General features: G+C 46.8%; 10 protein-coding genes. 7 read left to right on the plus strand and 3 right to left on the minus strand.

The window, feature by feature from the left end; genetic code table 11:
- Positions 1 to 33: 33 nt before the first annotated feature.
- Together srmB and KHO06_RS02465 are read right to left on the minus strand one after the other, a co-directional pair.
- On the minus strand, positions 34 to 1,257 hold the full coding sequence (gene srmB / locus KHO06_RS02460) for an ATP-dependent RNA helicase SrmB (protein ID WP_005447883.1): 1,224 nt from the start codon (positions 1,255 to 1,257) through the stop codon (positions 34 to 36).
- A 107-nt stretch (positions 1,258 to 1,364) separates the two neighbouring features.
- Positions 1,365 to 2,084, minus strand: coding sequence for a tRNA1(Val) (adenine(37)-N6)-methyltransferase (locus tag KHO06_RS02465; RefSeq protein ID WP_212582051.1), 720 nt, complete (start codon positions 2,082 to 2,084; stop codon positions 1,365 to 1,367).
- Between the two features lie 329 nt (positions 2,085 to 2,413).
- Here KHO06_RS02465 and brnQ point away from each other — a divergent pair, with 329 nt between their 5' ends.
- Positions 2,414 to 3,727: a branched-chain amino acid transport system II carrier protein gene (gene brnQ / locus KHO06_RS02470; RefSeq protein ID WP_038889002.1), complete on the plus strand. Its 1,314-nt coding sequence runs from the start codon at positions 2,414 to 2,416 to the stop codon at positions 3,725 to 3,727.
- Positions 3,728 to 3,814: 87 nt separating this feature from the next.
- Here brnQ and fldB read toward each other — a convergent pair whose 3' ends face one another.
- Positions 3,815 to 4,333: a flavodoxin FldB gene (gene fldB, locus KHO06_RS02475; RefSeq protein WP_005447890.1), complete on the minus strand. Its 519-nt coding sequence runs from the start codon at positions 4,331 to 4,333 to the stop codon at positions 3,815 to 3,817.
- 158 nt (positions 4,334 to 4,491) lie between these two features.
- Here fldB and xerD point away from each other — a divergent pair, with 158 nt between their 5' ends.
- From xerD to vpsR, 6 genes are all read left to right on the plus strand, one after another.
- Positions 4,492 to 5,409, plus strand: coding sequence for a site-specific tyrosine recombinase XerD (gene xerD / locus KHO06_RS02480; RefSeq protein WP_045369949.1), 918 nt, complete (start codon positions 4,492 to 4,494; stop codon positions 5,407 to 5,409).
- Between the two features lie 61 nt (positions 5,410 to 5,470).
- Complete coding sequence (gene dsbC, locus KHO06_RS02485) at positions 5,471 to 6,259, plus strand: bifunctional protein-disulfide isomerase/oxidoreductase DsbC (RefSeq protein WP_038888982.1); 789 nt, start codon at positions 5,471 to 5,473, stop codon at positions 6,257 to 6,259.
- 46 nt (positions 6,260 to 6,305) lie between these two features.
- Positions 6,306 to 8,045, plus strand: coding sequence for a single-stranded-DNA-specific exonuclease RecJ (gene recJ, locus KHO06_RS02490; protein ID WP_212582052.1), 1,740 nt, complete (start codon positions 6,306 to 6,308; stop codon positions 8,043 to 8,045).
- Positions 8,046 to 8,218: 173 nt separating this feature from the next.
- Positions 8,219 to 9,317 (plus strand): peptide chain release factor 2 gene (gene prfB / locus KHO06_RS02495; protein ID WP_100208484.1). Its coding sequence is split into 2 segments (ribosomal slippage): positions 8,219 to 8,293 and positions 8,295 to 9,317, totalling 1,098 coding nucleotides; the frame shifts between segments, so codons are not numbered across the junction.
- 35 nt (positions 9,318 to 9,352) lie between these two features.
- Positions 9,353 to 10,885 (plus strand): lysine--tRNA ligase, encoded by a 1,533-nt coding sequence (gene lysS / locus KHO06_RS02500; RefSeq protein WP_005534150.1) that lies wholly within the window; start codon positions 9,353 to 9,355, stop codon positions 10,883 to 10,885.
- A gap of 244 nt (positions 10,886 to 11,129) precedes the next feature.
- A complete protein-coding gene (gene vpsR / locus KHO06_RS02505) occupies positions 11,130 to 12,464 on the plus strand; it encodes a cyclic-di-GMP-binding transcriptional regulator VpsR (RefSeq protein ID WP_012127033.1) in 1,335 nt (444 codons plus the stop codon).
- Positions 12,465 to 12,540: the final 76 nt, after the last annotated feature.

Here is a 12,540-nt window from a genome sequence, read left to right on the forward strand (position 1 = left end):
GGCTCTTTTAGATTTGGAATTAATCAGACGTGATTACTTTTTCTTAGCGGTTTTCTTCTTAGCTACTTTCTTCTTGTCGTCTTTTTTCTTTTTCTTCTTAAACACAGGTTTTTTGTGTTTAGGGCGCATCTCTTTCACGAAACGCTCTTTGATGTCTTCTTTTACGTAGCGAGCAACGCGATCCATCATTGGTTGGTCGTGTGCTTCTACGATTGAGATAGCGTTACCTTTCTTACCTGCACGAGCCGTACGGCCGATACGGTGAAGGTATACGTCAGCCGTGCGCGGCATATCGTAGTTGATTACGTGTGATACGTCTGGAAGGTCGATACCACGCGCCGCTACGTCTGTCGCTAGTAGCACGTTAACTGTGCCTTCACGGAAGCGAGAGATTGCGTTGTTACGACGATCTTGAGGCATTTCACCTTGAATCCAAGAACATGGAATCTGTGCGCTCTCTAGTTGTGCACGGAGCTCTGCTAAACGCTCACGAGTCTTCAAGAACACGATAGTGCGTTCTGCTTGCTCTGTAATGATGTGTTTTAGTAGGGCAAGTTTATGCTCTGCGTCATCAGCACGGTGGTACCACTGTGCAATCTTCTTACGCTCACGCAGTGGGGACTTCGCGTCGATCTCTGCTGGTTCGTTCAGTAGGTCTGCTGTGAAACCCTCTACGCCTTTGCCTTCTAGTGTTGCTGAGAACAGAAGGGTTTGTTTACGCCAGCGACATTCGTTAGACAGACGGTCAACCGTTGGCGCAAAGCCCATGTCTAGCATGCGGTCTGCTTCATCAAGGATTAGCCATTCAATTGCACGACAGTCAAAACGTTCTGCGTCGATGTATTCACGTAGACGACCTGGTGTTGCTACTACGATGTCTTGTGTGGTTGCTAGGATGTCTGCGTGTTCTTGGTATTGAACGCCACCTGTGATGGTGAAGATGTTTAGCTTGGTGTTTTTCGCCAGTGCACGCGCTTGATCCGCTACCTGCATCGCAAGTTCACGAGTTGGCGTTAGGATCAGAATACGTGCAGGCCCAGGTTTACGACGTGGGAAATCTTGCAGGTATTGCAGTGCTGGCAGGACGAACGCTGCCGTTTTACCAGTACCAGTTGGTGCTGACGCTAGAATGTCACGACCATCTAACGCTTGTGGAATCGCTTCGGCCTGAATTTTAGTTGGGCGTTCATAGCCCATCTCATCAATGGCTTCAAGTAGGTTTTGGTCTAGATCAAGTTCAGCAAAGGTTCTGATCACAATGAGTTCTCCACAAGCAAAGCTTGGTTAATGGTTCGCCACAGCAGCATAGAATATAAAAAGGTCGCACATTATAAAGTGATTGGTGACAAGGATCACATGTTATTTCACATCTTAAGGTAAAACTCGCGAGTTAGCTGGATAAAGTCGTCGCTGTAGCCCTCGTGCGAGTGGATGATCAAATGCGTTTCTTGAGTATCACAAGCTTGTTTGGCTAATTCAAACAGTAAACGATGCACGGGCTTTTTCTGTGATGGTTGCACGCGGCACAGACGTGACAAGTGCCACCCCTGTTGCAGCGCCATAGTAATAAATTGCTCGCCTTCGGTAATCGGCAGGACGAAATTGGCTGTCCCTTCCTCAGTCAGCAGTTCATGACATCGGTTGAGTAATGCGCTGTGCTGCAAGGTATCTGTGTGTCTGGCGGTTGCGCGTTGGCTTTGTTTCGATTGCTCACCACTGTTGAAGTAGGGTGGGTTACAGATGATGCGTTCAAAACGATGCTCAGGTTCAAACTGCAATACATCGCAGTGGTGAAGGCTGAGTCTGTCTGACCATGGTGATTGAGCGAAGTTTTGTTTTGCCGCTTCGATCGCTGTGATTTCAATATCAAGGGCGGTGATTTGCGCTGAAGGAAATCGCTGCGCGCACATTAAGGCCAGCAAACCTGTGCCCGTGCCGACGTCCAAAATTTTATTCTGTGGTGTGCAATTTGCCCAAGCACCAAGCATCACACCATCGGTACTGACAGGCATGCCACTTTCGCCACCGTGAATGGAAAATTGCTTGAACTTGAAGCCTTTAGTCTGAATTCTTTCGCTCTTCATGATTGTTTTATATTTACTCAATAATAGAGAGAAATGCTCTATTGTTTCTTAATTGTATAGATTGTTATCTTGTTGGTTATTAAATTGTATTCTCAATTGATCGAGACAAAGAACTGGTCATAAAACCTAGAGTAGTGATATTCACTGCTTTTAAGTTGACGAACTAAATTAATATGGTGTTTTTTTCTTAAAGGTTGCCAAATGATGGGTCTTTCGTCATTATGCGGCGGAAAATTTATAGATTGAACCACAGGTACTCATTTTATTTGGGTATACAAAAAGTGGTCGATGCATACACAACATTCATTAATTCAGAAAAAGGGTTATCTGTGAAGCAGACGTTAAAACTAACAGATATTATCGCAGTAGGCTTTATGCTATTTGCGTTCTTTTTGGGTGCCGGCAACATCATCTTTCCACCACTAGCGGGTCAGCTAGCGGGTGATCATTTGATGCCAGCAATGTTCGGTTTCTTGCTAACAGCGGTAGGTCTACCTCTTATTACTATCGTTGCTATTGCTGTAGCAGGCGGCTCTTGGGATCACTTGACTCAAGATCTTCCTAAGAAAGCAGCAGTGCTGATGGCGGCGTTGATCTTCATCATCATCGGTCCTGCATTTGCTGCACCTCGTACTGGCCTTGTGGCTTACGAGATGGCTATCAAACCATTCTTCTTAGATGCATCACAAGCGCATCTAACGTCATTCTCAATCTTGTTCTTCGCGGTAGCAATGGCTTTCGCTTGGTTCCAAGGTCGTTTGATTGACTTGATTGGTAAAGTGCTAACGCCAGTACTGTTCCTTGGTCTTATCGTTCTTGCGATTGCTGTATTTGTTGACCCGCAAGGCGAAATGATGGGCGCGCATGGCGAGTACCTAACTCAGCCGCTAACCAAGGGCTTCCTTGAAGGTTACAACACCATGGATACGTTCGCATCGTTGATGTTCGGTATGCTAATGGTGGATGCACTTCGTAGCAAAGGCATCACTGAGCGCGCGGCAACAACGAAATACCTAATCTGCGCTGGTTGTATTGCCGCTGCGGGTCTTGCGTTCGTTTACATCTCATTGTTCTACCTAGGCGCGACGAGTGCAACTATTGCAGCGGGTGCAGACAACGGTGGTGCAGTACTGAGCCAGTACGTTCAAGCGTTATTTGGTCCTTACGGTCAGATTGTTCTTTCAATCATTGTACTGTTGGCATGTTTGACGACAGCGATCGGCCTTATCTCGGCATGTTCAGATTTCTTTAGCTCTAAGACAAAACTGACTTACAAGCAGTGGGTTATTATTAACGGTGCGGCTTGTGCTCTAATTGCTAACGTTGGTCTAGCTCAACTGATCTCTCTATCAGTGCCAGTGCTATTTGCACTTTACCCTGTAGCGGTTGCATTGGTTGCGCTAACGTTTGTTCGCAGCAAGCTGCCAAACCCACGTGTGGCATACCGCTCTGTACTACTAGTATCTCTACTGTTTGCATTGATTGATGCTGCGAAAGTAGCGGGCCTAGACGTATCTGCATTCGACATGCTGCCACTATTCGAAGTGGGCATGGGTTGGGTTCTACCAACGTTTGCAGCGATTGTTTGCATGTTCTTTGTTGCTAAATCTTCACAACCAGAGTTGACTGAAGAAGCGGCATAATTGCTGACTCGCAAGATTAAAAAAGCCCGGTGAAGTGATTCACCGGGCTTTTTGTTTGTTTGTTGTATCGTCACTGCTATTGCTGACTTATAGCGTGTCGTGAAACTCCACCAACACTTGCTCACACCATTTCTCGATGCGTTCGTCACTCAGTTCATACTGGGAATCTTCATCCAGCGCTAAGCCGACAAACTGGCTGCCATCCTCAGTCAGTGCTTTTGACGCTTCAAACTCATAACCTTCGTTTGGCCAGTAGCCAATGAATTGCGCACCAGTAGCTTTGAGTTCGTCATGCAGGAGACCCATCGCGTCAAGGTACCATTCGCCATAGCCTTCTTGGTCACCCAAGCCAAACAGAGCAACAACTTTGCCTTTTAGCGGTGTCGTTGCAATGTCTTCCCAGATTGCACTCCAATCTTCTTGGATTTCACCGAAGTCCCAAGTCGAGATACCAATCAGCAGTAAATCGTAGTCTGCCATCAGTGACAGCGGTGTCTCTTTCACGTTGTGAATGTCGACAAGGTCTTCACCAATGATATTGCGAATTTTCTCTGCTGCCATTTCTGTGTAGCAGGTGGTTGAGCCGTAAAAGAGTCCGATTTTCATTATATTCGTCGTTTTTTGTGTTGCTGTTGTGGCAGATTCTAACCATAAAACGGAGAAGATTGCAGCGAATATCCCGCGGGAGATGATTTTTTTATGGTATTGGTTGGGCTCTTGCCTTACTCTCAATACTGTAAATATAAACAGATAAGGAAGCATTCATGACGGCACAACAGCCTGTCAATCAACAAGATTTTGGCCTTGTTGAGCAATTCTTAGATGCGATGTGGATGGAGCGTGGCTTATCAGAGAACACGTTGGCTTCCTACCGAAATGATTTAATGAAACTGCTCGCGTGGATGGAGCAAAACAGCTACCGTCTGGATTTCATCAGTCTGTCTGGCTTGCAAGAATACCAAAGCTATCTTGTAGATTTAGATTACAAGCAGACCTCCCGCGCGCGTATGCTGTCGGCGATTCGCCGTTTGTTCCAATACATTCACCGTGAAAAAGTACGCGCGGATGATCCGAGTGCTTTGTTGGTCAGCCCAAAGTTGCCGCAGCGCCTACCTAAAGACATCAGTGAAGAGCAAGTCGATGCTCTGCTAGATGCACCAGATCCGAATGACCCAGTTGAGCTGCGTGATAAAGCCATGCTTGAATTACTTTACGCGACAGGTCTGCGTGTGACAGAGCTAGTCAGCTTGACAATGGAAAACGTCAGTTTGCGCCAAGGGGTAGTGCGCGTGACGGGTAAAGGTGGTAAAGAACGCCTTGTCCCAATGGGAGAGAACGCGGTCGATTGGATTGAAACTTTTATCCAACAAGGTCGGTCTGCTTTATTGGGGGAGACTACGTCTGATGTGGTTTTCCCGAGTAAACGTGCTAGGCAGATGACTCGCCAAACGTTTTGGCACCGTATCAAGTACTATGCTGTGATAGCGGGTATCGATACTGACCAGTTGTCGCCGCACGTACTTCGCCATGCTTTTGCAACACACTTATTGAACTATGGCGCAGATCTCAGGGTCGTACAGATGCTGTTGGGGCATAGTGACTTATCGACCACGCAAATTTATACTCACGTGGCGACTGAGCGATTGAAACAAATCCACAGTCAACACCACCCAAGAGCATAATGATGGTTTGGTTCATCCATTGTCTCATTGGATGAAAGGATTTAATTTTAAGGTGAATTTAATGAGCGTATTACGCCGACTAACTCTGCTGACTTTACCGTTTTTCGTTACCGCTTGTGGTGCTGAAGAAAGTCAGGCAAAAACGGAAACTCCTGCACAACAAGTCGCACCAGCGGCAAAACAGAATTTTGATGAGGCTGCACTAAAAGCCAAGTTCTCTAAGTTGGGGGTATCTATTCTTGATATCCAACCATCAGACGTTGCTGGTTTATTAGAAATTCAAACCAATGGTGGTGTGCTGTTCGCATCAAACGATGGTAATCACTTTATTGCCGGTACGCTTTACGCCATCGATGATAACGGCGGCTACAAAGACGTCGTTGCTGAACGTCAAGCACCATTGAATGCAGCAAAAATCGCGAAGTTCTCTGACAGCGTGATCGAATATAAAGCGGACAACGAGAAGTATGTGGTGACGGTATTTACTGATATCACATGTGGTTACTGTGTGCGTCTGCATAGCCAAATGCAAGGTTACAACGACTTAGGCATTACTGTTCGTTACATGGCGTACCCTCGTCAAGGCGCAACAGGCCCAGTCGCTGAGCAGATGGCAACTATTTGGTGTGCAGAAGATCCTCAATCCGCTATGCACAACGCAAAAGTGGAACGTACATTTGATAACCCAGCGAAAGATCTTAAGCAGTGTAAAGAGACTATCCAAGCGCATTACAACCTAGGTCGTGAGCTTGGTATTTCTGGTACACCTGCGATCTTCCTACCAAACGGTGAGCTAGTAGGTGGTTACCTTCCGCCAGCAGATCTGCTAAAACGTTTAGAGCAACAATAATCCTTTAAGGAGCAGAGCCAGCAGTATTCGCTGGCTCTTTTCAAACATGATAGAAATTCAACGACGTCCCGAACCGGATCTTTCTCTTCTTCCTGATTCCATTCCTGCCATTCTAAAGCGCATTTACATTAACCGTGGCATCACGGATGTGGCTCAACTAGAAACCTCTGCACGCGGTTTGCATTCGTACCAACAGTTGGGTGGCATTGACCAAGCGGTTGAACTGCTGTTCCAAGCTATTAGTGAGCAAAAGCGCATTATTGTGGTCGGTGATTTTGATGCCGATGGTGCAACCAGCTCTGCTTTGTCGGTGCTTGCCTTACGTATGCTGGGCAGCAATAACGTGGATTACTTGGTGCCGAACCGTTTCGAAGATGGCTATGGACTGAGCCCGGAAGTGGTTGATCAAGCTTTAGAGCTTGGCGCAGAGATGATCATGACGGTGGATAACGGGGTCTCGTCGATTGAGGGTGTACGTTATGCTAAAGAAAACGGCATTACGGTGCTGGTGACTGACCACCACTTACCGGGGCAAGTGCTTCCGGATGTGGATGCGATGGTGAACCCAAACCTAGACAGCTGTGCTTTCCCATCGAAGGCGTTGGCTGGGGTAGGCGTGGCTTTCTATCTGATGATGGCGCTGTGCGTGTACATGCGCAAACAGAACTGGTTCGCGCAGCAAGGCATGCAAGAGCCTAAGTTAATGGAATTGATTGACTTAGTGGCACTTGGCACTGTCGCCGATGTTGTGCCGCTGGATGAAAATAACCGTATCCTTGTACACCAAGGTTTGCAGCGTATTCGTGCAGGTAAAGCACGTCCCGGCATTCAAGCCTTGATTGAAGTCGCGAAGCGCGATGCACGTCGTTTGGTCGCGTCTGATTTTGGTTTCGCTCTGGGACCACGCATTAACGCCGCAGGTCGCTTGGATGACATGTCATTCGGTGTCGAGCTGCTGATGTGTAACAACATCCATGCCGCGCGTCGCATGGCGAGTGAGTTGGACGGTTTGAACCAAACTCGTAAAGAGATTGAAGAAGGGATGAAGCAAGAGGCGATGGCTTTTTGTGAGCGTCTTCAGTTTGGCGAAAACAGTGAACTGCCATATGGCCTAGCACTGTTCCAACGTGATTGGCACCAAGGCGTGATTGGTATTCTTGCTTCGCGTATCAAAGAGAAGTTCCATCGTCCGGTTATCGCCTTTGCTGATGGTGGTGAAGGGACAATTAAAGGTTCTTGTCGTTCTATTCCGGGGCTTCACATGCGTGATGCGCTGGATTTCATCGATACACAAAACCCTGGTTTGATCATCAAATTTGGTGGCCACGCGATGGCGGCGGGCTTAACCATCAAAGAGCAAGACTTTGAACGCTTTAGCCGTTTGTTTGATGAAGTCGTGAAGAAAGAGTTGGATGAAGCCGCGCTGAAAGGCGTGATCATGTCTGACGGTGAGCTTAAGCCTGAAGAATTTTCAATGCATGTTGCGGAGCAATTACGCTCTGGTGGTCCTTTTGGTCAAGCGTTCCCAGAACCTATCTTTGATGGCGAATTTAAAGTATTGCATCAAAAGCTGGTGGGTGAGAAGCACCTTAAGCTGATGTTAGAACCGCTTTACAAAGGCCATCCAACCAATGTGATGATTGATGGGATTGCGTTTAACGTTGATTTGCGTCGTTGGCCAGATGCATCGGTCAAAACAGTACGCCTAGCGTATAAGTTGGATGTAAATGAATTTCGCGGCAACCAATCATTGCAACTAATGATTGACCTCATCGAAGCCAAGTAATACCTAGAAAGTCACTTCTTATAGAGTACGGTCGCCTTTTTGTGAGGCAAAAATTTTATGACCGTGCTCTCTCTAATTGCAATCTGATTTCCCACCCGAAATTTTCCTGTATCTCCGTCACATTTTTGAGTAGAATTTCTCGGTTAAATTCTATTCTAAAATGTTGAGCCAACATGTTTGAAATCAATCCAATTAAAAACCGTCTGCAGGACGTGTCTGAGCGCACGAATGTCCTGAGGGGGTATCTTTGACTATGACGCTAAGAAAGAGCGTCTAGAAGAGGTCAACGCAGAACTTGAACAACCGGATGTATGGAACGAGCCAGAACGTGCACAAGCACTAGGCAAAGAGCGTGCATCTCTTGAAGCGGTTGTAGAGACGATCGATCAACTAGAACAAGGTGTAGAGGACGTTGAAGGTCTTCTAGAGCTTGCGGTTGAAGAAGAAGATCAAGAAACGTTTGACGAAATCGAACCAGAACTTGCTGAGTTGGAAGAGAAGCTAGAACAGCTTGAATTCCGTCGTATGTTCTCTGGCGACCACGACAGCTCTGATTGCTACATCGATTTGCAAGCAGGCTCAGGTGGTACAGAAGCACAAGACTGGACCAACATGATGCTACGTATGTACCTACGTTGGGCTGAAGCGAAAGGCTTTAAGTCTGAGGTGATCGAAGTATCGGAAGGCGAAGTTGCGGGTCTTAAGGGCGCAACTGTGAAGATTTCTGGTGAGTACGCTTACGGCTGGCTACGTACAGAAACAGGCGTTCACCGTCTTGTTCGTAAATCGCCATTCGATTCAGGCGGCCGTCGTCATACCTCATTTGCTTCTGCGTTTATCTACCCAGAGATTGATGAAAACATTGATATCGACATTAACCCGTCTGACCTACGTATCGACGTTTACCGTGCGTCAGGTGCAGGTGGTCAGCACGTTAACACCACTGAATCTGCGGTACGTATCACGCACGTTCCAACGAACACAGTAGTGCAATGTCAGAACGACCGTTCTCAGCATAAGAACAAAGATCAGGCAATGAAACAGCTTCGAGCGAAGCTATTTGAGCTTGAATTGCAAAAGCAAAACGCGGAAAAACAAGCTAATGAAGACGCTAAGTCTGACATTGGCTGGGGTAGCCAGATCCGTTCTTACGTATTGGATGACTCGCGCATTAAAGACCTCCGTACGGGCGTTGAAAACCGTAATACTCAAGCGGTTCTTGATGGCGATCTGGACAAATTTATTGAAGCTAGCCTGAAATCAGGTCTATAAAGCTTTTCACCGACAAAAAACAGGATACATCGAAAATGACTGATGCTGTTCAAAACGAAACTGTACAAGAAGCCTCTGCACAAGAAGAGAACAAGCTAATTGCTGAACGCCGCGCTAAACTGGATGCAATCCGAAAGAGCTGCAAAGCGAACGGCCATCCAAACGACTTCCGTCGTGACGCACTAGCGGGCGACCTTCAGAAAGAGTTCGGTGAAAAGACGAAGGAAGAGCTAGAAGAGCTTAACCACGTAGTAGCAATCGCTGGCCGTATCATGGCTAAACGTGGTCCATTCTTGGTAATTCAAGAAACTTCTGGCCGTATCCAAGCTTACGCTGATAAAGCGGTACAAAAAGTACTGAAAGAAAAATACCAAGGCCTAGATATCGGTGACATCATCGGTGTTAAAGGTGCGCTGCACAAGTCTGGTAAAGGCGACCTATACGTGAACATGGAAGAGTTCGAATTGCTAACCAAAGCACTTCGTCCACTACCAGAGAAATTCCACGGCCTAACTGACCAAGAGATGCGTTACCGTCAACGTTACGTTGACCTAATCGTTAACGAAGATTCTCGTCAAGCGTTCGTAGTACGTTCTAAAGTAATGTCTGCAATCCGTAACTTCATGATCACTAAACAGTTCATGGAAGTTGAAACGCCAATGATGCACGTTATCCCTGGCGGTGCGAGTGCGCGTCCATTCATCACGCACCACAACGCACTAGACATGCCAATGTACCTACGTATCGCACCAGAGCTATACCTGAAGCGTCTAGTTGTTGGTGGTTTCGATCGCGTATTCGAAATCAACCGTAACTTCCGTAACGAAGGTCTTTCTCCGCGTCACAACCCAGAATTCACAATGATGGAATTCTACATGGCGTACGCGGATTACAAAGATCTGATGGACCTAACTGAAGAGCTACTAAGCTCAGTTGCTCTAGAAGTTCTAGGTTCAACGTCAATGCCTTACGGTGATGATACGGTTGAGTTTGGCGGCACTTACACTCGTATGAGCATGTTCGAAGCGATCAAGCACTACAACCCAGACCACGCGCAAATCCAAGCGCTAACAGAAGAAGACATTCAAAACCGTGACCTAATGGTTTCTATCGCGAAATCTGTTCACGTTGAAGTAGAACCTTTCTGGACATGTGGTCAGCTTCTTGAAGAGATCTTTGGTGAAACAGCAGAACCTAAGCTAATGCAGCCAACGTTCATCACTGGTTACCCAGCAGATATCTCTCCATTGGCTCGTCGTAGCGATGACAACCCGTTCTTCACTGACCGCTTTGAATTCTTCATCGGTGGCCGTGAAGTAGCGAACGGCTTCTCTGAGCTTAACGACGCTGAAGACCAAGACGCGCGCTTTAAAGCACAGGTTGAAGCGAAAGAGTCTGGTGATGACGAAGCAATGTTCTACGATGCAGACTACATCACTGCTCTAGAACACGGCCTACCGCCAACAGCAGGTCAAGGTATCGGTATCGACCGCCTAGTTATGCTGCTGACTAACACGCACACTATCCGTGACGTGATCCTATTCCCAGCGATGCGCCCACAAGCGTAATCTCCTCGCTGAGTCATAAAAAACCACCTTCGGGTGGTTTTTTGTAACTTTAATTTGAGCTAATTCAACTATTTGCATTTAAGTCCGGATGGTATAGTCAAATAACCATTCGCCAAATCTCAATCTGTTGCATAGTCTTAATATTGAGACAGACTTCGTCAGGCACAGTCTCGATAATGTTACCCGTTCGCAAAGATGGGTTTGTGGAGCGAAATTTCTATCAACAATCAATAAGGGTTAAAGAATGGCTGGGCAGTTTAAGATGGATTCCATTCCGGGATCGCTAGTCGTAGTTGGCGGTACTTACGAACCTTGGTTATCAGTACTAGAACAAGTGGGATGGAAGTGTCACCAAGTGGGTGACTTACGTAAAGCCAACACATTGTTAGAAGATATTGGACCATGCATTGGTATAGTTGACCTCAGCCATGATGAGTTCAGTCTTAACGGTTTAGCTAACTTAGTGAGTTCTCATAAGCACGTGCGTTGGTTGGCATTTATCCGCGAATCTCAACTTGGAACTGATACCATCTGTCAGTTCATCGTGAACTTCTGTATCGACTTCTTTACTGCGCCAATCCCAGATGCGCAGCTGCTAAGTACCATTGGCCACCAATTGGGCATGCTAAAACTAGAGAAGAAAGTCTGGCCGAGCTTTGGTAATAGCCTAGACATGGGGTTGATTGGTGAATCTATCCCAATGAAGCGTCTGCGTGATCAAGTGAAACGTATTGGCCCAACGGATGTGAGTATTCTTATCTACGGCGAAAGCGGTACAGGTAAAGAGGCCGTTGCGCGTGCGATTCATAAAGTCTCTTCACGCTCTCACAAGCCATTTTTGTCAATCAACTGTCGTGCACTCAACGAGCAACGTTTCCAAGCGGAAGTGTTTGGTATTGATGCCGATGAAGAGATGGGGCCAAGCCTACTTGAGCAAGCCGATGGCGGTACCGTTCTTTTCAATGACATCTTAACGATTTCGAAAGAGCAGCAGATGAATCTCTTGCGCTTCTTGCAAGAAGGCACGATTGAGACTCGCGATGGCGCGAAAAACGTTAATGTGCGTGTTCTGGCTGCGAATTCATCCGACGTTGAGAAAGCGCTAATCGATGGTGACTTCAATGAAGAGCTTTACCATTACATCAACGTACTACGTATCAACGTTCCAAGCTTGAAAGAGCGTGCGAGTGACATCGCTTTGTTGGCGCGTTTCTACCTGCAGGAATTCTCAAAAGAGTACAACTCACAGGCAAAGAGCTTCTCGGAAGACACTTTGAAAGCGCTGACGCGTTACTTCTGGCCAGGTAACGTCCGTGAGTTGATGAACCAAGTGAAACGCGCAGTTCTGATGTCTGATAGTGTCATGATTGAAGAGCATCACCTAGACTTGCCTCAACGTAACGACTCAAAACGCAGTCTGAAGTCGATTCGTGAGAAGAGCGAACGAGATGCATTGCTGGTGGTGTTGGAGTCGCACTCTGGTCAGGTATCGAATGCCGCAAAAGAGCTTGGTGTATCGCGTGCTACCATGTATCGATTACTGAACAAACACAACTTGATTTCAGAGCAGACGGTATAAACCGTCTATCTGGCAGCAAGATTAAAGGAGCGGAATGTCGCTCATTTTTTGTGCGTAAATGCTGAGTATTTATAAA

Origin of the sequence: Vibrio sp. B1FIG11 (assembly GCF_905175335.1) — a bacterium.
Lineage (GTDB): Bacteria > Pseudomonadota > Gammaproteobacteria > Enterobacterales > Vibrionaceae > Vibrio > Vibrio campbellii.